Source organism: Rhizobium sp. A37_96 (assembly GCF_053521765.1).
Genome location: NZ_JBNWDS010000019.1, coordinates 17164 through 39495, shown reverse-complemented (window position 1 = coordinate 39495; position 22332 = coordinate 17164). Strand labels below are relative to the sequence as shown.

The following is a 22332-nucleotide window of genomic DNA, read 5'->3' as shown; positions in this document are numbered from 1 at the left end:
TCTGCCTCGCATAATGGATACTAAATTGGTACCAATTTATGTGCCAATTAAAATGGATGCGCAAGAGATGAGCATGAATATTTTTTCGGCAACGATAACGAGCGTCGTTGTTGAAAAATGCGGACCTATGATAGTCATCGCCAAATTGGGAAGGTCTGGGAGAGCTGCATGAACTCGCTGGAAGCTGAAGCGACAGCGCGGACACACGAGGGGGAAACGCCCGACGTGACCGAGCTCATTCTCCAGGACATTCTGGCCGGCAGGCTTCCGCCCGGAACATGGCTGAAGCAGATCGACCTCGAACGACGTTATAACTGTACGCGCCCGCAGGTGCGTCGGGCGCTCGACAGGCTGGTGCAGAAGCGGCTCGTCGAGCATATTCCGAACCGCGGCTATCATGTCCACGAGCAGGACGGACGCCGCGCCCAGGAAGTCAGCGACATCCGCGTCATTCTCGAAGTGGCGGTCAGCGACCGCATCGTCGCAAACGCCGGCAAGGCCGATATTGCGCATTTACGCGCACTTGCCCTGCGCTTCGACGATCTCGTGCTCAATGGCACCTTGCTCGAGCTTTACGAAGCCAACCTCGCCTTTCATCGACATCTGCTGGCGCTTGCCGGCAATCAGGAGCTCGTCGAGCTGATCACCGAAATCCGGCAGCGCACCTCCTCGGCGCCGGTGTCGCAATGGCGCACGCGCGCCCGCGTCGAGCAGTCCGGCCGCGAACATCAGCAGATGGTCGATGCGATCGAAAAGCGCGACGTGACCATGCTGCAGGAGCTGACGCGCAAACACATCCTGCAGTCTTAGGGCAGATCAGTTATAAGATACGGTGCGATCGCACCGAGGCCCGCATGATGCAATTGTCCCTGCCAACCTCAGGGATTTGACGCTGCCGCGATGCGGCCTTGCATGCGGAGATATCCGGCCGAACCTTGCCGAGGACACGTTTCTTGCCTGCGACGCTCCAGTCGCGGCCGCGCATTTCTCTGCGAGGAAGCCCCGACTCACCTCGCGCCATGCGGCGATTCTCGCCGATAGAATCATGGCAAAGTTAGCCGGATATAGGTCTATCGATTGGCGGTTGCCGAACGATGCTGTTAAATAGTGTGAGTCATTGCGTCGGCCGTCAGCGGCGGCATCTCCGAGAAAAGTCAGAAAAAGCAGTGTATTGAGCGCTGCAACAGAGAGTCCCGACTGTCACACGTTAACCGGGCGTTAACCGTTAATCTCTGGACGCCCTGACAGAATCGTGTTCTATCTTCTGGCGGGCAAAGGTCGGCAAACCGGCGACAGGCCGCCAAGAGGGACAAATGGCGATAGCAAACCGCACGGAGACAATAGCTCCTTCCAAGGAAAACGCAGGCAGCAAAATTGCGCGCCATGCGACGATATTGTCGGGTCAGCTCCAGCAGCTCAGAACGCGCATGTATCCGCCGAAGTCTGAAAAGATGCTCCGTCAGTTCCTGACCAACGAAGTGTCCAAGCTGACGTCCATTCCGGATTCGACCTTGAAGCTGATGTCGAGCGAAGGCAGAGGGCCTGCGCCCAGCCGGCTGGAGAACAACCACCGGGTCTACACCCTCGCCCAGATCAACGAATTGCGGGAGCTGTTTGCCAAACAGAAGCCCGCCGAGGCCCTGCGTTTCCTGCCGCGCCGCCGCCCTGGTGAACATCTTCAAGTTCTCGCCGTCGCCAACTTCAAGGGCGGAAGCGCCAAGACGACCAGTTGCGTTCATCTCGCGCACTATCTCGCCCTGCACGGCTATCGCGTCCTTGCCCTCGATCTCGATCCGCAGGCATCGCTTTCGGCGATGTTCGGCGCACAACCGGAAATCGACGTCGGCGCCAACGAGACCATCTATGCGGCATTGCGATATGAGGAGGCCGAACGGCGTCCAATTCGCGACATCATCCGCAAGACCTATTTCGACGGTATCGACCTTATTCCGGGCAATCTGGAAGTGATGGAGTACGAGCACGAGACCCCTCGCGTTCTCGCCCAGAAGTCAGCTTCCGGCGCCATCTTTTTCGAGCGGCTGAAGCTCGTTCTGGCCGAGATAGAAGCGGACTACGACGTCGTCATACTGGACACGCCTCCGTCGCTCGGCTTCCTGACGCTCAGTGCGATCTATGCAGCCACGAGCATGATCATCACGGTCCACCCCGCCATGCTCGACGTGGCGTCGATGAGCCAGTTCCTGCTCATGATGGGCGACTTGATCAGCGTGCTCAACGAGAGCGGCGCCCAGCTCGACCAGGATTTCATTCGCTATCTCGTCACGCGCCATGATCCGAACGATGCGCCCCAGTCGCAAGTCGTGGCCTTGCTGCGCCATCTTTTCGGCTCCGACGTCCTCTTGCCGACGGCGATCGAAAGCACGGCCGTCGAGGCGGCGGGGCTTGCCAAGCGTTCGATTTACGAACTGGAAATGGGGCAGATCGGTCGCGATACGCATAAGCGTGCACGCGAGTCGGTCGACGCTGTCAATGAAGCGATCGTACAACTCATCAATGCAAGCTGGGGGCGAGGATGAGCAAGAGCCCGAGAAAATCCATCGTCGCCAGCTTTGGTCTGCTTTCAGCCGAACTGGAAAGTGAAGAAGCCGCGACCAGCCAACCTTCGCCCGCCCCTGCCCCGGCTCAGCCGGCCCGCGTTGGAGCGGGCGTCATCGGTGCTGCGCACCGTGCGATTGGCGACATTCGTGCCGAGCGCGATCGACTGCGTGCCATCGTCGAAGCCGGCGGCGGCTGGATTGAGGATCTCGATCCAAATCTCATCGATCCCTCCCCCTATCCGGATCGTCTGCCGGACGACAACCCGCATGACTTCGAGCTCTTCAAGCGCTCGATCGAGGAGGAAGGTCAGAAGGTTCCGATCCAGGTTCGGCGGCATCCATCCGCGGGCGATCGATATCAGGTTATTTACGGCCACCGGAGATGGCGCGCCGCACTTGAACTCGGGCGCACCGTACGCGCCATAGAGGTGCAGATCTCCGATCTCGACCTCGTTTTGGCCCAAGGGATAGAGAACGCCAGCAGGCAGGATCTGACCTGGATCGAACGCGCGCTGTTCGCCGCCCGTATGGACGACGCCGGCATTAAGGCGCGGCATATCTATGCTGCTCTTTCGATCGAGGATGCGGAACTTGCCCGCATGCGCAGCGTCTATCGCGCGATCCCCACAGATGTGATCGCATCGATCGGCAGGGCTCCGAAGATCGGCCGCCCGCGTTGGCTGGAGCTGGCTAAAATGATTTCAGCCGCGCCGGATGCGTTGCAGGCTGTGCGTGCGATCCTGCCAGGCACGCGTGAAGGACACGAAACATCGGATGAGCGATTCCAGCTGGCGCTGAACGCGATCAAGCCACGCTCCGGTCCGAACGGCACCCCCCAGATCCCGATTGCCGATTCCTCGGGAACGCGGCTTGGTGCCTGTGTGGTACTACCGAAAGAGGTTCGAATCCTGGGCGAAGGAGCGCGGGGCGCGGACTTCATAAAATTTGTCGAAGGAGAACTGCCCGGCTTGATCGAGCGCTTCTCCCGTCAGCGAGATAACCGTAACTCCTGACAGCTGTCAGGTTTTTTTGATTGGAAAGGAAGCCAAGCAAAAGAAAAAGGCCCCCAAACGTTGCCGTCGTGGAAGCCTTCTCTTCAATGTAGCAACTGAAGAATCGCATTTCCCCGAATCCTAGTCAAGAGTATTTAGGCACTGTTTTTGGTGAGCGGATTTCTTTTGCCTTCTTGAAGGTGAGGAAAATGCAGGAAGGACATATAACGACGCCATTCGGGCGGCGATCGTTGGCGCTTGCCTTGGTGCGGCGGCAGATTGCCGCTGCCGAAACGGGCCGAGTCAGATCGGCCGACAAATGGAAAATCTTTCGAGATGTCTCCGAGGCACGAGAACGATTGGGATTACAGGATCGCAGCCTTGCGGTGCTCAGCGCCTTGCTGAGTTTCTATCCCGAGAACGAACTTCGTCGGGATGCTCAGCTTGTCGTCTTTCCCTCAAACGCGCAATTGACGTTGCGTGCTCATGGTATTGCGGGCGCAACGCTCCGCCGGCATCTCGCTCTTCTTATCGAAGCCGGCCTGATCCTTCGAAGGGATAGCGCCAATGGCAAGCGCTATGCCAGGAAAGACCGGGCCGGTGAGATCGAAAGCGCATTCGGCTTCGATATTTCCCCACTTCTCTGGCGCGCCGAGGAATTGGCTTCCGTGGCACAGCAGGTCGTTGCCGATCGTCTTGCCCTTCGTCGCGCAAGGGAGAACCTCACCATATGCCGGCGCGACATTCGCAAGCTGATTGCAGCGGCGATCGAGGAAGGTGCGGCGGGTGATTGGCTCTTCATCGAAGAGTGCTTCTCGCACCTCATCGGGCGCATTCCACGCTCTCCCGCGATGATAGAGATCGCCTCGATCCTCCATGATATGGAGCGTTTGCGGAGCGAAATCGTCAAGCTTCTGGAAACACAGCAAAAAACGCAGAATTATAGCACCAATGATGCTCATGGTGAGCACCACATACAGAATTCAAATCCAGAATCCATCTCTGAATCTGAAGTCAGTTTTGAAAACGAGCAGGAAGCAAAACCTGAAAACCGAAAGCCGTCCTTTGACGGCGCGATGAAAGTATTTCCACTCGACCTGGTGCTGAAAGCCTGCCCCGAGATAAACGCCTATGGTCCGACAGGCACAATCAACAGCTGGCGAGACATGATGTCCGCCGCCGTTGTGGTGCGATCGATGCTTGGTATCAGCCCGAGAGCCTACCAGGATGCCTGTGACATGATGGGGCCGGAAAACGCGGCCGCGACGACGGCCTGCATCCTCGAACGATCCGGGCATATCAACTCAGCCGGAGCCTACCTGCGAGATCTCTCGACAAAGGCAAAGCGGGGGGCGTTCTCGCTTGGCCCTGTCCTGACCGCGCTGCTTCGAGCCAACAGCGGAGGTGGCGCTGTGCCAGGCAAAGGTTTCGTCATGAGGTCGTGAGACGACTAACCAAAAGGCACCGATTTCAGCGAGACCGGTATTTCAGACGGCTTGTTCCCAAGATCCGGCTTCCGAGGTTCAGTCAGATCGAACGACGCTATGAAGTTTGCTGCCCATGAAACGATACGGCCACAGCCGATCCACTCAGCTATGGCCGTCCAGTTTATCGCCGATCACTACCGACGACAGGAATGCGATAATTAACGGCAAACGCGTTCCTTGCGAACGACCCAATGGCCGTGAACCTTGTGCTTTACATTCTTGACGACGCAATCATGGTGATGACGATGGAACGGAGCAGCCTGGGACGGGGCGCTGACGGCGACAACGGATACCAGGGCGATGGCGGAAGCAAGAAACAGGTTTTTCATGTGAGCCTCGTAAGCATTGGGGGTTGATGCTGCGTGTTTACGCATGACTTTGATGCCCCATCGAGACTTAACCGAAAATGAATAGCACCCTTACAATTTCGTAATGCTCCGGTGACATTCGAGACCCAAAAGGCCGGTTGGGCTTCGGGTAAGCGCCGCAGTTTCAGGGAGAGGGCAAGAGGTGGCATTTCTGACAAACTCCCTCTGCCATCGCTTCAAAACGTGGCTGCATCACTAGGCGGAAATCAGGCCGCTATCCCGGATGCGGTTTGCATCCCCTTCGAAAGCCTTTCAGTCCGGAAGGGGCCTTTCGGGAGAATAAAGCACGTCGCGGCACTTGCGATCTGCCCGTTTCGAGCCTTCAAAAGAGGTCCAGAATGCGGTGAAAAAGCCGCCATCAGAGCCGATTATGATGGAATTCCGCTCTCGATCAAAGGGCCGAGCACACAGCTGAACAGGCATATCCAGCGACTGTATGGCTGATGGAAGCTAATTGCCAGATAGCTTCACATATAGAAATTTACTCTGAAAAATCAAAAGGCTATCAAGTTTCGAACTTAGCCATCCGGACGATAATTTCGACCGCTATGGAACATATAGCACGATAGTCGCGCCTATAAGTCAAGCAAATTCCCCCTCCAAATCCCAACCAGGATTCCCTCTTTCCTGTGTCGCGGCGACAGTGGCGTCAGCAGGGCCTCGACAGGCATGATCGGACGTTTTGCATCCGTTCAAAGATTGATCGGTGACGGTCGTGACGATATGCTTTTTTTGAGCAGTTCGACGACCTCTGGAACCGTTGGCCCCTTGATGAGTGGCGGTTGGAGACGCTCGCAGAATTCGCGCCACGCGAACAGCGTCAGCTCGGCGCCGTCGGTTGTTTCTTCCGCGGTCCCTTCCGTGAATTGTTGAAGCACTCGGTATCGCTCGTCGAGCCAAAACAACTCTTCTACCCACGGGTAGATCGGGATGATATGAAAATGGAACGATTGCCCGGGTACATGTCCATATCGGCCGATATAGACGCGCCGGGCATTCAACTTCCGGCGAAGAAGGATCTGCGTCAGAGCCAGCAGCGGGCCAAGCTCGCGCAAGGTGTCATCAGGCAACTCGGACAGATCGCTGGCGAACCGTTTCGAGGCAATGATCAGATAGCCGGGAAGAGACGAGTTCACTCGATGACTGACGATCCATCCGTCGGTCTCGGTTATGAGGAGCTCAGGGGCAGACGGCAATGATCCATCCTTTCTCAGCGTTCAGCGAGTGCCGCTAGTGGAAACTTGAAGTTGGATTGGCGTCGTATATTTGTTCGAGCACTCACGATGTATCTCTTTCATCAGAGAGATGCGCACCCTTGCCTGTCAAGCTCGTCGAGGCTGGAGTGGTCAAAGCCCGATAGTCAGGCGGGTGCCGAGACCCTTCAAAGCAAGTAGCGCACGGTGACAGCCAAGATCAGTCCCGCGCATTTCTGCCGTTGGGACACGAGACTTCTGTCCGGGCAGCTATTGTGCGTAGCAGGCCGGCTGCCGGCAGATCGATCACGTTGCACGCTTGACGTCGAATGCCACCGTTAAGCCCCTCGCCGCGATACCTCGGGGTTTGCCCGGCGGCCTCAGCGGCCAAGACCTCCTTACAGTCTGTTTCAGAATCCTGACAGCTGTCAGGGTTTTGAAATGGACTAATGGTTACACCGTGCCTCTACGCTCAAAAGCTCCTTTGAATAAGCCTGCCAAAATTGTCATCCATCCCGTCCACGGCAATGCGCGAACCCTGACAGCTGTCAGGATTTTTGCCGGCTTGGCTCGAATTCCAGCAAGGGCTGTATACTCCCTAGGGTTTGCCGATAGGGTAAATTCAAACAGGCTCCCAATCATCACAGTCGCAAGCGTTCCGATCGAGATGGTCTGCCTCGGGATCCTCGCAAGGGTCGAGGAGGGGTGCCGCTCATGCTTCGTTCCTCTTCCTCTCGCCGAGCATCCCATGCGGGAGGGGTTCAACTCCTTCGGAACTGCAGAAGAATGCCTGCGTCTTTCGCGGAGAACGACAGGAGCATGGCGCGATGAGTCAAGATTGAACGTGGCATGATGGTTGGGGGCGTCGATTCCGAGATGCCATAAACGATCCCCGGTCTCTTCCCTCACCGATTCCAACGTATACCTCGTACCGGATCGTTAACCATTAAGGTATTAAATGACCTTCGATCCGGATGCTCAAGCTTGGGAGAGAGTAACTCCGAATATATCGGTTTGCGGCTCGCTGCATCGGCGCTGGATCTGTTGATCTTATCGTTGAAAAGCCGTGGACGGATATTCCTCATTCTTTCGAGGAAGATTGGTGGGGGCCAGATATCCTGGGTGAACGACGTTCGAGGTTCGCCAGGGTCAGGCAAAGGAAGCGCGGCGCGTCCGCATGCTTCCTTCCTCCGGTGAGAATTGATCGAATACACGCATCGATCCTCTCGTCGCCAATGGCCGCCATGATCGAACGGATGCATAGCAGGGCTGGTCGGAGGGAGGGGCAGGGCATTGAGGATTTTTCGTCATCGGCAGGACCATGACTCGGCGGAGGCGGTCGATAGCTTCCCGATAAGCGCTGCGTCGCCACCACTTATGATCTCCGCGCTCCTGCCTGCCCTCTTCATGGCGCTGTTCACCGTCGCATGTCTTCTTGTTGCGGACTACGCGCCGCCATCCACGGGGCAAATGGCTGTCGTATTCCCCGCCCTCACCGACGAAGTGACAGCGTGGAAAGTCGTTGTGGCCGCCGGCGGGTCAATCGTCGCTCCCTCCCGATTTTCCAACGTGGTCGTCGCTTATGCGCCTGACTCAGAGTTCGCATCGCGCGTTCGCTCCGCAGGTGCGCTTTTCACTCTTGCGGCAAGAGGTCTTTGCGAGCCGCTGACACAACAAACTCAACCTGTCTCAAGGTAGTCCGATGACGCTTGATCATGTCCGAAAGCTGTCCAGCATAGCACTCTGTGCAATCGTCGCCTTTCTGGCGGCGACGACCCTCACCGTCGATTGGGCCATTCAGGGTTCCTTCGGCCTTGCATCCGTACTAGCCATTGTCGGACTTCTGGGTCTCGGCACGACCTATGTCGCGATGCGCCAGGGTGACGCCCTGCGGCTGATGATCGTGACCGCGCTCATGACGGAGATCGTGGCGCTGCTGATCGCCACGCGAGGGCATCCCTGGCAAACCGACATTCACATGGCGTTTTTCGCAGCATTGGCGATCAGCGCCCTCATGTATGACATCCGCGTCATTCTGTTAGGCGCGGCGCTCGTTGCCGTACATCATCTGGGTCTCGGCTTGAGCCTCGACACTCTCGTTTTCTACGGCGGCGGGAGTCTCGGCCGCGTGATTTTGCACGCGGTGATCCTTGTGCTCGAAACCGTGGCCCTGGTCTGGACGATCGCTCAGACCCACAAGCTGCTTTCCATTGCTCGTTACAATGAGGAACAGGCGCGCACGGAGGCCGACAGAGCCACCGGTCTGGTGGCGGCCGCCCGCGATGCGCAGGGCAAGATTACCGCTATTTCGCGCGCCCAGGCTGTTATCGAGTTCACGCCTGAAGGCGAGATTTTGACCGCCAACGAGAATTTCCTTTCGACGCTCGGCTATCAACTGCCCGAGATCGTCGGGCGCCACCACGGCATGTTCGTCGATCCCGCCTATCAGCATAGCCCGGCTTACGCCGCGTTCTGGCAGCGGTTGCGCAGCGGCGAGTTCGTCGCGGAAGAGTTCAAGCGCTTCGGCAAGGGCGGGCGCGAGGTCTGGATCCAGGCATCCTACAACCCGATCTTCGATGAGGACGGCAAGGTGACAAAGGTGGTGAAGTTCGCCACCGACATTACCGGGCGGGTCCGCGCCGTGAACGAGATCGGCGCGGGGCTGGGTCAGGTTGCCGATGGCAATCTGACATGCAAGATCGTGGAACCCTTCATCCCCGCGCTCGACACGCTTCGGCTCGATTTTAACAATTCGGTGGAGATCCTGCGCAAGGCCCTGCAGTCGGTCGAACAAAACGCCTTGTCGATCGACGGCGCGGCAAGCGAGGTCAGCTCGGCTGCTCATGATCTGTCGAAACGCACGGAACGTCAGGCCGCATCGGTCGAGGAAACTGCCGCCGCCCTTAGTCAGATCACTGCGACAGTGGGGAATGCCGCAAAGCGGGCTGAGGAAGCCGGTGGCGTCGTTGCCCGGACGAGCGCAAGCGCCGAAAAGTCCGGCGCGATCGTTCAACAGGCGGTAAAGACGATGGGCGAGATCGAGCGTTCGTCACGGGCGATCGGATCGATCACCGACATGATGGATGAAATCGCCTTTCAAACAAATCTCCTGGCACTCAATGCCGGTGTCGAAGCCGCCCGCGCTGGAGATGCCGGCAAAGGCTTTGCCGTCGTCGCCCAGGAAGTGCGCGAGCTGGCACAGCGATCCGCCAATGCGGCAAAGGAAATCAAGGCGCTTATCGCCAAATCCGACCATGAGGTGAAATCCGGCGTTACGCTGGTCGGTGAAACCGGCACGGCATTGCAGGCCATTATCGCGGATGTGCAGGAGATCAGCGGGCACGTCGTCGCCATAGTCAAGGCGTCACACGAACAGTCCGCCAGTCTGGGCGAGATAAACATCGCGGTCAATTCGATCGACCAGGGGACGCAGCAGAATGCGGCAATGGTTGAGGAAACCTCCGCGGCCAGCGGAAACCTCGCCTCCCAAGCCGAACAATTGAAAGATCTGCTTGCGAATTTCCGCCTCGAACCGGGCCGGGAAGGTTCTCATCAGCGGCAGGGAGGCGAGTTCTCCTCGCGTGCGGCCTGAACATCGGCTGCCAGGGGCTATCCCATGCCTCCCGGCCGCGCACGAGTGGGAGAGCAATGAACGCTATGCAGATGGATCGTGATGCGGAATGACGTTTCAACTACGCCCGCTAGATGGCGGACACCGATGAGTGTTCGTTACTGATGGAGACCATCGCAGTCCTGGATGTCAGGGCGATATGCATGGGATGATCCTCCTGATGGGTGTTTTCCAGGCGAGGGAGCTGCGGCGTGGATCCCGCAGCTCCTTATTTTGGTAGCTCAGGCAGCGTGGGCAGCGATCTGGGCTCTATGGAACGCGACGATTTCGGCTTCGTCGCGCAGCGCCTTGACGGCAGAAGGGCGTGCGTCGATACGGTCCTTCCAGGCGGCGAAGTTCTTGAGGTGGTCGATATTCACGCCGGAACGGCTGCCCCACATGGTCGCCCAGGCATAGGCGTCGGCCACGGTGAACGTGTCGCCAAACAGATACGGGCGCCCGTCAGCAAGGCGATCGTCCAGAACCTTGTAAGCCGTGAGCAGCTTGTTGGTGGTGAACGCGATACCCTCGGCGGTCAGAAGCTTGCGCATGAGCGGAATATGCTTCTGAGCAATTTCCGTGGCCATGAACACGAGCAACTGGTCAAGCTTGGCGCGCTCCAGCGTGCCGCGAACGGGAATCAGTCCCGCCGCCGGATGCTGGTCCGCGAGATAGGAAATGACGACGATCGTTTCCGCCAGTATGTCCTCCTGATTGTCCAGCGACAGCGCCGGCACGTAGAGAAGCGGATTGACCTTGGCGAAATCATCACCATTGGAGGTGCTCTTGCCGAAGACATCGAAGTGGATCAACTCGGGGGAGAGGCCGATTTCGTTGGCAATGAGCTGGACTGCACGGGAGCAGGTGTCGTCGGCGATATAGAGTTTCATAGTCTTGTTTCCTTTTGTGAGAAGCGATGTCGATGGAAGAAGGTTATTGCGTCGAACTTCGCGGATAAATCCGCGAGAATGCGATACTCTGTCTCTTCAGGAGAGATAATGTGGCCCGCAAGGCCGATCATTTGTTCCGAAGGCTCGAAAATGCGGCCCGCAATTCGCTCGTGAAGATCTTCGGCTGTTCGAAGGCGGCGAAATGCCCACCCCGTTCCGCGCGGTTCCAATAGACCAGGTTGCTGAACGTCCGTTCCGCCCACTTTCTAGGAGGCGTGAAGATCTCGCCGGGGAAGACCGAGACACCGGTCGGGATAGCGACGGGGATCGAATTGAAGGTCAGGTCGGCATTCTCCGCATACATCCGCGCGGAGGATGCGCCGCTGTCGGTGACCCAGTAGAACATGATGTCGTCGAGCATCTGATCATAGGTGAAGATATTTTCGGGATCGCCGTTGCTGTCGCTCCAGGAGGCGAGCTTCTCATAAATCCAGGCCGCCTGACCGGAGGGCGAGTCGGCAAGCGCATAGCCAATGGTCTGCGGTCGCGTGGCGTGGATCTGGAAGTAGGCGGAGCCTTCGCTGAAAAGCTTCAGCTGTTCGCTCACGACCTCTTCGTCCGGCGTCCGATCGGAGGGGAAGGGGTTTGGAACGACAAAGGGCAGGTTGATATGCATCGCCTTCAGACCCTTGACCTGCAGCCGACCCATTTCCGTGGTGATGACGCTGCCCCAGTCGCCGCCTTGCGCGACATAGCTGTCATAGCCAAGCCGGTGCATCAGCTCGTCCCAGGCATGAGCGATCCGGGTACGGTTCCAGCCCTTTTCCGTCGGCTTGTCGCTGAAGCCGTGGCCGGGGATCGATGGCAGGACGACATGGAAGGCATCCTCTGCCTTGCCGCCATGCGCCGTCGGATCGGTCAGCGGCTCGATCACCTCGAGGAATTCAACGATCGAGCCCGGCCAGCCATGCGTCATGATGAGTGGCAGGGCGTTCTCATGCCTTGAGCGGATATGCAGGAAATGGATGCCGAGACCGTCTATCTCGGTCTTGAACTGCGGATAGGCGTTCAGGCGTGCCTCAAGGCGGCGCCAATCGTATGTCGTGCGCCAATAATCGACGAGGGCCTTCACCTTCTCGAGCTGGGCGCCCTGAGAGGCATCCGAAACCGTTTCCCGCTCGGGCCAGCGGGTCCTGGCGAGCCTAAGCTTCAAGTCGTCGAGATCGGCCCGGGGGATGTCGATCCTGAAGGGCACGAGCCCGGTAGCGGAGGCTGGAGCGGCGAAGCTCGGCAGGGGCGCGAGCGCGACGCCGATTGCTGCTGCCGCCTGCAGCAATTGTCTGCGAGAAAGCGACAGGTCGCCTTCGTTCCTGGAGCCTATTTTCAAATCGAACATGGTCTCATCCTTTGCTGTCGGAGCCGGCTGCGATGGCCTGCCGTTCGCTCTGAAGCAAATGTGGCTGAGGAACATGATGCGATAAACGCTGGAAGATGAGACTCTCTGTATCCTGCACGGCGATAAAGCGGGCGATGCTATTGTTGCGATGAGAGAGACAGTTTGTCCGTAAAAGCCTCCTTTATCACGCGCGCGTGCGCATGGATGATGGGCGCCAACATCCTGTTATTCGAGGACGTCCATGAGCGACCCACGCATGAAAATTCCGGACGACGACCATCCGATCAGGCTGCGGCCGAACCCTTCGCGGGTTGTGGTTCGCGCCGGCGGCAGGATCGTCGCCGACAGCCTGCACGCGTTGACATTGCGGGAGGCGAACCTGCCGCCCGTGCATTACATCCCCCGCGCGGACGTTGCGATGGATTACCTCCGCCGCAACGATCACAGCAGCCATTGCCCCTACAAGGGCGCAGCCAGCTACTTCGATCTTGCCGTCGACGGGCGGTACCATGCCAAGGCGGCATGGTCCTATGAGACGTCCTATCCCGCCGTCGCTTCCATTGCCGGCTACATAGCCTTCGTTTCCGGACAGATCGCCTGTATCGAAGAGTGGGAACGCCATGACCGTCAATAACAAGGTCCGCGGTCCTGTCTTATGCTCCGGCGAAGAGGTCCTTTCGCGCGACCTGCTGCTGAGTGGCACGTTCGAGGCCCTGATTGCCGGTGATGCTCCGACACTGCGGCTTCTGACCGAAGAGGAGCGCCGGGACTCGCTGGCGTCGATACTTGCCGTGCGACCGGCGGGCGATATCTGGGTGTTTGCCTATGGATCGCTGATCTGGAATCCTGTCATTCACAGTGTTGAGCAGCGGCCTGCCCGCATCAGCGGCTGGCACAGGTCCTTCTGCGTGGCCACCGTCTCCGGGCGCGGCTCGCCCGATAATCCCGGCCTCGTGCTCGGCCTCGACGAAGGCGGCGCCTGCGATGGCGTCGCATTGCGCTTGGCCGAGGAAGACCTCGCTCATGAACTGGAACTGCTATGGCGGCGGGAGATGGTGGCCCATGCCTATATCCCGCGCTGGGTCGATTTGCTCGACGAAAGTGGCATGCGCTTTGGCGGCGGTATCGCCTTTACCATGGATCCGCTTGCAAGCGCCTATGCCGGCGGTCTTTCCCATGAGGCGAGGGTGCAGCGGCTTGCGACAGCTTCCGGCAGCATCGGCAGCTCCGCGGACTATCTCTTCCGCACGCGCGATGGGCTGAGAGCGCTCGGCATCATGGACGAGGCGCTGGAAGGGCTGGCCGCCGATGTCGAGGCGGCCCAGCTGCAATCTTCCGCAAGACTTCGCTGAGGAGTTTCCAATCGCCAAACCAGGTACTCCGCCCTGCTTTGCGGACGGACTAAGCCGGAAGCCTGCGGCTTGCGGCAAATGTCGAGCTGCCATTTCGGGGCTTTCAATTGAACAGAAAAGGCTCGTAACCGTTTCCAGCACCTCCAATCGGAATGGTGCGATCGACGGTTACGAGCCTTGTCCATAGTGGCCCTGTTTTGCTATTCCCCCGGCGATACGACCGGGTTTGCTTCCTCCTCAGAGGCCTTCGTATTGCCGAGCAGCCCAAAGACGACTGCAGCGGCAAGCAGTGTGATTGCGATCAGCACATAGATCAGCGCATCGAAAGCCGTGCCATAGGTTGCCGCCAATGTTTCAGGGGAAATTCCTGGCAGCAGATGGGCAGCTCGGGCAAGATCGCCGGTGGCGAGATGCCTGGCGGCCGCGCCGATTTCGTCGCCGTTGAACTTGCCGGAGATCGCCTGCTGCAGGGCTGATGCGGCAAAGGCGGCGAGGATGGCGTTGACCATGGCGAGCGTGATGCCCTCGCCGGCCACCTTCGTGGTGTTGAAGATGCCCGTTGCCATCCCGGCCTGCTCCTTGGGCACGACGGTGACGGAGAGCCCGTCCATCAGACCCCAGGGCATGCCCGCGCCGATACCGATCAGCAGAAGCGGCGGAACAAGCGCCATGGTATCGGCGCCGATTTCGATACGGCTGAGATAGAAAAGGCCGGCGGCGGCGATCAGCAGCCCGGTGCCGGCCAGCATGCCGGCGGCGATGCGTCGGGCAAGGGTGGCTGCAAGCAGCGGCACGACGAGCATGGGGGCGGAGAGAGCGAGCATCAGCAGGCCGGCTTCGATCTCGTCATACCCTTCGATGCCGACGAAGCGCAGTGGCAGCAGGATCAGGAGCACGACATAGGAATAGGTCGTGGCGATCGGCAGCACCTGGACGCCGACGAAACGGGCGTAGCGGAACAGCGAAAGATCGAGCAGAGGCTGGCGGACGCGGTTTTCCAGCGCCACGAAACCGATCAGGGCTGCAGCCGCACCGAAAAGAAGCGTCAGCACGTAAGCACTGGTCCAGCCGTTGGCGGGGCCTTCGATCAATGCGAAAGTCAGCAGCGACAGCATCGCGGTGAATGTCGCCGCACCGAACCAGTCGAACCCGGCGGCTTCCGGATTCTTCGATTCCGTCATGCGCGGGATGGCGATCAGCAGCGAGAGGGAGCCGACCAACGTACCTGACAGGAAGATCGATCGCCAACCGAAGCTTTCGATGAGGAAGCCCGACAGGATCGGACCGAAGGCAAGCCCGACGCCGAACGTGGTGCCGATCATGCTGAACGCACGGGTGCGGGCATGCCCCTCGAATTCCTGTGCGAGCGCCGCCGATCCGCCGGCAAGCGCCGCGGCCGCCGCCAGGCCCTGCACTGCGCGCAAGCCATTGAGGATTCCGAGCGACGGCGCGACACTGAGGCCGAGCGAGGCGAGGGCAAAAAGGACGACGCCTGATATGAAGATGCGCTTGCGGCCGAAGACGTCGGAAAGCGCGCCTGCCGTCATCAGGAAGCCGCCGAAGGTCAGCATGAAGGAATTGGTGATCCAGTTCATGGCGGCGGCGGTGCCGCCGAGTTCCTGACCGATGGTGTGGGTTGCCATGGCAGCGCCCGAGAAACTGAGCGGCAGGATGAGCGCCGCAAGGCAGACTGCCAGCAGCACCGAAAGCTGTCCCTGCCTTGTTGGAGAATTGGAACCTATTGTCATGACGAAAACCTCGTTGTGGTTTTGCGGTTTGCTCGACCGCTTCGCATGACAAAGTGCAATTTCGCTTCACGGCGATAAACGCCGCGCGGCGCGATTGTCTGTCTCTCGTCGGGCGACAAATATCGTCGGGCGATTCCTATCTGCGCCTGCATGGCTCTTCGCCGGTCCATCGCGGCAGTGTTCGAAAGGCGGGTGTCTCTTCCCGGACGAGGCGCGGAGGCATCGCAGTGTTTGCGGCATGCGAGATCATGACCAGACCGAGGCCTGCAAGGAGCAGGAGAGCCGCGAGGTTTTGCCTATGATGAGCTGCCGATGCGAACATGTGCATGCCGAAAGGTTTGGCGAAAGAAGGTATCGCCGTCGGGAGAGAGAGAACGACGGCGATACCCGGCCTGCCCCATGCGATGCCGGAACCTGGTCTTGGCATAGCGGCATTGCCGGCTGCGAATATGAGGTGTGGCGGTCGGTGGATAAACCGTCTGCCCGGCGCAGCAGTGTCTCCCTTGGGGAGACAACGTCTCCCATCCAGCAATTCCTTTCCAGTGTCGGGCGCGGCGTGTTAACGAGACGGGAGTGGGTGCTTGTAGAGCAAGGAGCGACAATGGCCCTGACTTCGCCGCCGGTACATGACATCGCCACCTTTGTCGCGGTAGCGCAGCATGCGAGTTTCACCCGCGCCGCCGAGCAGCTGGAGACCAGCAAGTCCAATGTCGGCAAGGCGGTCCAGCGCCTGGAGCAGCGGCTCGGGACGAAGCTCTTCCAGCGCACCACGCGGGCGGTGCGGCTGACGGAGGATGGGGAGACCTATCTTGAGGCGGCCCGGGTCGCGCTCGAAGGGCTGAGCGAGGCGGAGATCGCGCTGGCGGCGCGGCGGGAGCAGCCGGCTGGGCGTGTCCGAATGGATGCGCCGGTGGGTTTCGGCGGGCTGCTTATTCCGACATTGCCTGAGATTCGCAGGAAATATCCGCTCGTCAGTATCGAACTCTCTCTGACCGATCGCCAGTCTGACGCGGTGGGCGAGGGGTGGGATATAGTGGTGCGCATTGGCTCTCTGCCGTCGGAGGGCGAGATCACAGTACGCAAGCTTTGCGATCTGAGGCTTGGACTTTACGCGTCGCCCGCCTATCTGGCGGCGCGCGAGCCGATCACCTCCATCCGCGATCTTCTCCTTCAGGAGGCTGTCATTTTCCGCGCAGGTTCGGGCCGGCTTCGGCCCTGGACGATCTATGAGGGGCCGCATACGTCCGAGCTCTCACCGAATGCCAGCATTGTGGTCGGTGACGGACGGTCGATGATCGATGCGGTGAGGAATGGCCTCGGCATCGGTCAAATCTTCGATCGCGTCGCTCATCCGCATGTCCTGTCCGGCGAGATGGTAAAGGTGTTGCCGGAAGTGGATGTCGATGGTCCGCCGGTGCATGCGTTGATCCCGCTCGGCCGCCGGATGCCGCCGAAGACGCGCGTCGTGCTCGAGCATCTCGCCGATGTGCTGAAGGCTCCGCTGGAGTAGCGGAGCCCTTGGTTGGCAATATGGGATTGCTACAGGATGGCCATCATCGCGCCCGCGGCGAGTGCCATGACGGCAATGCCTGCGGCCATATATTCAAATGGTCTGCAGAAGAAGAGTAGCCGCTCCCTCGCATAGGGCGGCCAGCGTTCGTCGATCTGATATCTGTGTTGCATGTCTTGCTCCTGAATTTGGGGGTATGGAAGATCTGGAGAGTGGAGATGCGAGGCCATTGCCCCGCATCTCCTGGGATCACTCGGCGGCGATGTGCATGACCTGCGCCTGGTTGTCGTTCTGCGGGTGGTGCTGCGGCAGCGGGCGATTGCCCGAGAGCCTGCGAACCAACACGTAGAAGACCGGCGTCATGAAGATGCCGAAGAAGGTGACGCCGATCATGCCGGAGAAGACGGCGACTCCCATGGCGGCCCGCATTTCGGCGCCGGCGCCCGTCGAAGTGACGAGCGGGACCACACCCATGATGAAGGCCATGGAGGTCATGAGGATCGGGCGCAGGCGCAACCGGCTGGCCTCGATGGCCGCTTGAACCGGCTTGCGGCCTTCGAATTCCAGCTCGCGGGCGAATTCCACAATCAGGATGGCGTTCTTCGCCGAGAGGCCGACAAGGACGATGAGGCCGATCTGGGTGAAGATGTTGTTGTCGCCACCCGTCAGCCAGATGCCCGTCAGGGCAGCCAGAACGCCCATCGGCACGATCATGACGATCGCGATCGGCAGGGTGAAGCTCTCATACTGGGCGGCCAGCACCAGGAAGACGAGCAGCAATGCCAGCGGGAAGACCAGGACGCCCGAGTTGCCGGTGATGATCTGCTGGTAGGTGAGGTCGGTCCATTCGAAGCCCATGCTTTTCGGCAGGGTTTCAGCGGCAATCCGATCGATGGCGGCCTGGGCCTGACCGGTCGAATAGCCCTCCGCAGGCGCGCCGTTGATGTCGGCCGACAGGAAGCCGTTGTAGCGGATCGCGCGTTCCGAACCGGTCGCGAAGTCAATCTTCATCAGCGCCGACAACGGGATCATCTGGCCGGAAGCCGAGCGCACCTTCAACTGGCCGATATCGCCGGCATGAGCACGGAACTTGGCATCGGCCTGCAGACGGACGCTGTAGGTGCGGCCGAAGGCGTTGAAGTCGTTGACATAGAGCGAGCCGAGATAGATCTGCAGCGTATCGAAGACGTCGGTCACCGAGACGCCGAGCTGCTGGGCCTTGGCGCGATCGAGATCGGCAAAGAGCTGCGGCACGTTGACCTGGTAGCTCGAATAAAGACCCGTCAGCTCAGGAGCCGTTGCGGCCTTTTCAAGGAAAGCCTTCTTGGCATCGTCCAGTGCCTGGTAACCGAGGCCGGCGCGGTCCTCGATCTGCAGCTTGAAGCCGCCGGTCGTGCCGAGACCCTGGACGGGCGGCGGCGGGAAGATGGCGATGAAGGCATCCTGGATCGTGCCGAGCTTCTTGTTGAGCTCCGCGGCGATGGCATTGCCGGACAGGCCGGCGCCCTTGCGTTCGTCGAAGGATTTCAGCGGGATGAAGATCAGGCCGGCATTGGAAGAGTTGGTGAAGCCGTTGATAGACATGCCGGTGAAGGCGAGCGCATGGCCGACACCCTCCTGATCGCGGATGATCTTGTCCATACGCCCCATGACATCTTCCGTACGTTCCAGCGTCGCGCCGTCGGGAAGCTGGGCGAAGCCGATCAGGAACTGTTTATCCTGCGCCGGAACGAAACCACCCGGAGCCTGCTGGAAGAGGCCGTAGGTCGCGCCGATCATGGCGAGATAGACGACCATGATGATGCTCTTGCGCGACAGCAGGCCGCCGACGCCTTTGCCATAGGCACTCGAGCCGCGGCTGAACGCCTTGTTGAAGCCGCGGAAGAACCAGCCGAACAGACGATCCATGCCGCGTGTCAGCAGATCCTTCGGCGCGTGACGATCCTTCAGGAGAAGGGCAGCGAGTGCCGGAGACAGCGTCAGCGAGTTGAAAGCGGAGATGACGGTGGAAATGGCGATCGTCAGCGCGAACTGGCGGTAGAACTGACCGGTCAGGCCGGAGATGAAGGCCAGCGGCACGAAGACGGCGACGAGCACGAGTGCGATGGCGATGATGGGACCGGAGACTTCCTTCATGGCCCGATAGGTGGCTTCCCGCGGCGACAGGCCATGTTCAATGTTGCGCTCGACATTCTCGACCACGACGATCGCGTCGTCGACGACGATGCCGATTGCCAGTACCAGGCCGAAGAGGCTCAGCGCATTGATGGAAAAACCCATCAGGTACATCACGGCGAACGTGCCGATGATCGACACCGGAACGGCGACCAGCGGGATGATGGACGCGCGCCAGGTCTGCAGGAACAGAATGACGACGATCACGACAAGAGCGACGGCTTCCAGCAGCGTATCGACGACTTTCTCGATCGAGGTGCGTACGAACTGGGTGGTGTCATAGACGATGTCGTATCTGACGCCGTCGGGCATCGCCTGCTGCAGCTCGTCCATGGTCTTGCGCACCTCATCGGAGATGGCGATGGCATTGGAGCCCGGTGCCTGGAAGACAGGGATGGCCACGGCCGGCTGTCCATCGAGGCGCGCGCGCAGCGAATAGTCGGCTGCCCCCATCTCGATGCGGGCGACGTCGCGCAGGCGGGTGATTTCGCCATTGGCGCCCGACTTGACGATGATATCGCCGAATTCCTCCGGCGTCGTCAGGCGGCCCTGGGCGTTGACCGAGAACTGCATGTCGAGGCCGGGAACGCTCGGCGAAGCGCCGATGATGCCGGCGGCGGCCTGAACGTTCTGCTGGCGCACGGCGTTCGCGATATCGGTGGCCGAGAGACCGCGTTCGGCCGCCCTTTGCGGGTCGATCCAGACACGCATCGAATAGTCTCCGGCGCCATAGAGCATGACCTGGCCGACACCGTCGATGCGGGCAAGCCGATCCTTGATGTTCAGGAGGGCGTAGTTGCGCAGGTAGGTGATGTCGTAGCGATCGTCCGGCGACAGCAGGTTCACGACCATCATCAGGTCGGGCGAGCTCTTAACCGTCGTCACGCCGAGATCGCGCACGGCCTGCGGCAGCCGCGGCTCGGCCTGGCTGACACGGTTCTGGACGAGCTGCTGCGCCTTGTCGGCGTCCGTACCGAGCCTGAAGGTGACGGTCAGCGTCAGCAGGCCGTCCGAGGTCGCCTGGCTCGACATGTAGAGCATGTTTTCGACGCCATTGATCTGCTCCTCGATCGGGGTCGCCACGGTCTCGGCGATGACCTTCGGGTTGGCGCCGGGATATTGCGCGGTGACGACGACCGAAGGCGGTACGACCTCCGGATATTCTGAGATCGGCAGGGACCGCATGCCGATCAGGCCTGCGACGACGATGAGGATCGAGAGCACGGCGGCAGAGACCGGCCGATCCACAAAGAAACGGGAGATATTCATTTTGCTCTCCATGGAAAAGGATTGGGAAAGGCGGCCGCCGCTATTGCGCGGCCGCACTGAGATCGGTTGGCCGGGGATCGACGAGGGCGCCGGGCTTCACCCGCTGCAGGCCGCTGACGACGATGCGATCGCCGTCCTGAAGGCCGCTTTGGATGATGCGCATGCCATCGGCGGTCTCGCCGAGTTGGACCGTGCGATAGGCGATCGTGTTGTCCGCGCCGATCGCAAAGACGAACTTCTTGTCCTGGTCGGTGCCGATGGCGCGTTCCGAAATCAGCACATGGCTGTCCGCTTCCGGCTGCCCGATGCGGACGCGCACGAACTGACCGGGCATGAGCCGGCCTTCCGGATTGTCGAAGACGGCGCGGACGACGATGGTGCCGCTGGCGCTATCGACCTCGTTGCCGACGAGCTGGAGTCTTCCCCGGACCGGAGTTCCGTCGTCGGAGAGCGTGCCGATCTCGACGGGGATACGGCCGATGTCGGTATCGCTGCCGAGTTTGGCCAGCGCTTCGGCGATGACCTGTTCCCCGACATTGAAGGTGGCGTAGATCGGATCGACAGAGACGAGCCGTGTCAGCGATGCCGATGCCGAGCCGGCATCCACCAGGTTCCCGGGCGTCACGTCGATCCTGCCGACGCGGCCGGAGACGGGCGCGCGAACATTGGTGAAATCGAGATTAAGCTGCGCGGTTCGCAGAAGCGCCTGTACTGAGCGAAGATTAGCTTGCGCTTCGCTTGCCGCCGCGGCGCGCTGATCGAGATCGCTTTGCGATATCGCCTTGCTGGTGAGCAACCGCCGACCACGCTCAAGCTCGATCCTTGTTATGTCGAGCCGGGCTTCGGCTCCGATGACCTGCGCTTCAGCCTGTGCCACCAGAGCCTCGTAGGGCGCCGGATCGATGGTCACGAGAATGTCGCCCTGGCGGACCAGTGCGCCTTCGCGAAAATGGATGGACTGTACGGCACCGGCGACACGGGCGCGAACGTCGACGCGTTCGATCGCTTCGAGGCGCCCCGAAAACTGCTGCCAGCTCACGACATTACGGGTGTGAACCGTCTCATAGGTGACCGGCACGGCCGTTGCCGCCGGTTTACTCTGCTCGCTGGCAGCGGCGTCGTGCGGAGGATTGAAATAAAGCGCCGCGCCGGAAACGGACGCAGCCACGCTCATGCCGGCGCCCCACAGGGCCCAGCGCTTCGAAAGCGATCTCATTGGTCTAGCTCCTGGATTCCCTCTCGAACCGGAACGGGAACGGATGGTCGTTCATGGATTTCGGATGAGCCGATGACGGGCGTCATCGACTGGTTCGGGAGGAAATATGTGCTGTCGCTCAGGAGGGATAAATGTAGGAAAATGCTATTGACTGTCGCCAGAGGCGATACAATTCCTGACGATGGCGTTGCTTCATGGATTGCCGCACGTAGCGGCATGTGGCGAGATGGCTATAACAACCAGGTTCAAGGCCTGGTGCTCCGGCGGAGGCGGTATGGTCCCGTCCGATGTGCTGACCATCCTGTGCCCATGACGCGTTTCACAGCGTACGACACGATCCATCCGCAGATGATGATTGATGCGATCTGCCGTTTCTCATCGGTTGCCGATCCCGCTTCAATTCCCAGCCAAAAGCATCCCGTCGGCGAGCGGTTCGTGTGAAGCCTGTATTTTTCTCTACGGACCCACCTCTTGTAGCCTGAACGGAGCATCGGTTTTAGAAGCGGAAGCCGTCCGGACAAATGCTGCTTGACTTCATCAGGTCGAGCTTCTATCTAGTTGTAGGCCT

At 60.0% G+C, this 22332-nt stretch carries 17 protein-coding genes; 9 read left to right on the top strand and 8 right to left on the bottom strand.

Going from position 1 to position 22332, the window contains the following annotated elements:
• Positions 1-168 precede the first annotated feature (168 nt).
• From ACQZ6J_RS29920 to repC, 4 genes are all read left to right on the top strand, one after another.
• Positions 169-810 carry a GntR family transcriptional regulator gene (locus ACQZ6J_RS29920; RefSeq protein ID WP_449086692.1) on the top strand — a complete coding sequence of 214 codons (642 nt, stop codon included), beginning with the start codon at positions 169-171 and terminating at the stop codon, positions 808-810.
• Positions 811-1313: 503 nt separating this feature from the next.
• A complete protein-coding gene (repA, locus tag ACQZ6J_RS29915; RefSeq protein WP_163991956.1) occupies positions 1314-2537 on the top strand; it encodes a plasmid partitioning protein RepA in 1224 nt (407 codons plus the stop codon).
• Positions 2534-3571, top strand: a complete 1038-nt coding sequence (repB, locus tag ACQZ6J_RS29910) for a plasmid partitioning protein RepB (RefSeq protein ID WP_449086691.1) — start codon at positions 2534-2536, stop codon at positions 3569-3571. The genes repA and repB overlap by 4 nt, the downstream gene beginning before the upstream one ends.
• A gap of 188 nt (positions 3572-3759) precedes the next feature.
• The gene (gene repC, locus ACQZ6J_RS29905) at positions 3760-4995 is read left to right on the top strand and encodes a plasmid replication protein RepC (protein ID WP_449086690.1); all 1236 of its coding nucleotides are present in this window, start codon (positions 3760-3762) and stop codon (positions 4993-4995) included.
• A gap of 200 nt (positions 4996-5195) precedes the next feature.
• Here repC and ACQZ6J_RS29900 read toward each other — a convergent pair whose 3' ends face one another.
• Both ACQZ6J_RS29900 and ACQZ6J_RS29895 read right to left on the bottom strand, forming a co-directional pair.
• Positions 5196-5366, bottom strand: coding sequence for a hypothetical protein (locus ACQZ6J_RS29900; protein ID WP_204326805.1), 171 nt, complete (start codon positions 5364-5366; stop codon positions 5196-5198).
• Between the two features lie 731 nt (positions 5367-6097).
• Positions 6098-6601, bottom strand: a complete 504-nt coding sequence (locus ACQZ6J_RS29895; protein ID WP_449086689.1) for an HIT family protein — start codon at positions 6599-6601, stop codon at positions 6098-6100.
• A gap of 1699 nt (positions 6602-8300) precedes the next feature.
• On the opposite strand from ACQZ6J_RS29895, the gene ACQZ6J_RS29890 reads away from it, so the two are divergent.
• Positions 8301-10190 carry a methyl-accepting chemotaxis protein gene (locus ACQZ6J_RS29890; protein WP_449086688.1) on the top strand — a complete coding sequence of 630 codons (1890 nt, stop codon included), beginning with the start codon at positions 8301-8303 and terminating at the stop codon, positions 10188-10190.
• A gap of 260 nt (positions 10191-10450) precedes the next feature.
• Here ACQZ6J_RS29890 and ACQZ6J_RS29885 read toward each other — a convergent pair whose 3' ends face one another.
• Complete coding sequence (locus ACQZ6J_RS29885; RefSeq protein ID WP_449086687.1) at positions 10451-11098, bottom strand: glutathione S-transferase family protein; 648 nt, start codon at positions 11096-11098, stop codon at positions 10451-10453.
• Positions 11099-11225: 127 nt separating this feature from the next.
• Entirely contained in the window at positions 11226-12494 is a 1269-nt protein-coding gene (locus ACQZ6J_RS29880) for an epoxide hydrolase family protein (RefSeq protein WP_449086686.1), read from the bottom strand.
• A gap of 241 nt (positions 12495-12735) precedes the next feature.
• Between ACQZ6J_RS29880 and ACQZ6J_RS29875 the strand changes: the two genes are divergently transcribed.
• Together ACQZ6J_RS29875 and ACQZ6J_RS29870 are read left to right on the top strand one after the other, a co-directional pair.
• Positions 12736-13128 carry a DUF427 domain-containing protein gene (locus tag ACQZ6J_RS29875; protein ID WP_163991945.1) on the top strand — a complete coding sequence of 131 codons (393 nt, stop codon included), beginning with the start codon at positions 12736-12738 and terminating at the stop codon, positions 13126-13128.
• Positions 13115-13846, top strand: coding sequence for a gamma-glutamylcyclotransferase (locus tag ACQZ6J_RS29870; RefSeq protein ID WP_449086685.1), 732 nt, complete (start codon positions 13115-13117; stop codon positions 13844-13846). Before ACQZ6J_RS29875 ends, ACQZ6J_RS29870 begins: the two co-directional genes overlap by 14 nt.
• 200 nt (positions 13847-14046) lie before the next feature.
• Here ACQZ6J_RS29870 and ACQZ6J_RS29865 read toward each other — a convergent pair whose 3' ends face one another.
• Positions 14047-15594 (bottom strand): MFS transporter, encoded by a 1548-nt coding sequence (locus ACQZ6J_RS29865; protein WP_449086684.1) that lies wholly within the window; start codon positions 15592-15594, stop codon positions 14047-14049.
• A gap of 601 nt (positions 15595-16195) precedes the next feature.
• Between ACQZ6J_RS29865 and ACQZ6J_RS29860 the strand changes: the two genes are divergently transcribed.
• On the top strand, positions 16196-17104 hold the full coding sequence (locus tag ACQZ6J_RS29860; protein ID WP_163991939.1) for a LysR family transcriptional regulator: 909 nt from the start codon (positions 16196-16198) through the stop codon (positions 17102-17104).
• A 29-nt stretch (positions 17105-17133) separates the two neighbouring features.
• Here the strand turns inward: ACQZ6J_RS29860 and ACQZ6J_RS29855 are convergent, their stop codons facing one another.
• From ACQZ6J_RS29855 to ACQZ6J_RS29845, 3 genes are all read right to left on the bottom strand, one after another.
• Entirely contained in the window at positions 17134-17277 is a 144-nt protein-coding gene (locus tag ACQZ6J_RS29855) for a hypothetical protein (RefSeq protein ID WP_449086683.1), read from the bottom strand.
• A gap of 76 nt (positions 17278-17353) precedes the next feature.
• Positions 17354-20548 (bottom strand): efflux RND transporter permease subunit, encoded by a 3195-nt coding sequence (locus ACQZ6J_RS29850; protein ID WP_449086682.1) that lies wholly within the window; start codon positions 20546-20548, stop codon positions 17354-17356.
• Between the two features lie 40 nt (positions 20549-20588).
• Positions 20589-21764, bottom strand: coding sequence for an efflux RND transporter periplasmic adaptor subunit (locus tag ACQZ6J_RS29845; RefSeq protein WP_449086681.1), 1176 nt, complete (start codon positions 21762-21764; stop codon positions 20589-20591).
• A gap of 72 nt (positions 21765-21836) precedes the next feature.
• Between ACQZ6J_RS29845 and ACQZ6J_RS29840 the strand changes: the two genes are divergently transcribed.
• Complete coding sequence (locus tag ACQZ6J_RS29840) at positions 21837-22205, top strand: hypothetical protein (RefSeq protein WP_449086680.1); 369 nt, start codon at positions 21837-21839, stop codon at positions 22203-22205.
• The last annotated feature ends 127 nt before the right edge of the window (positions 22206-22332 follow it).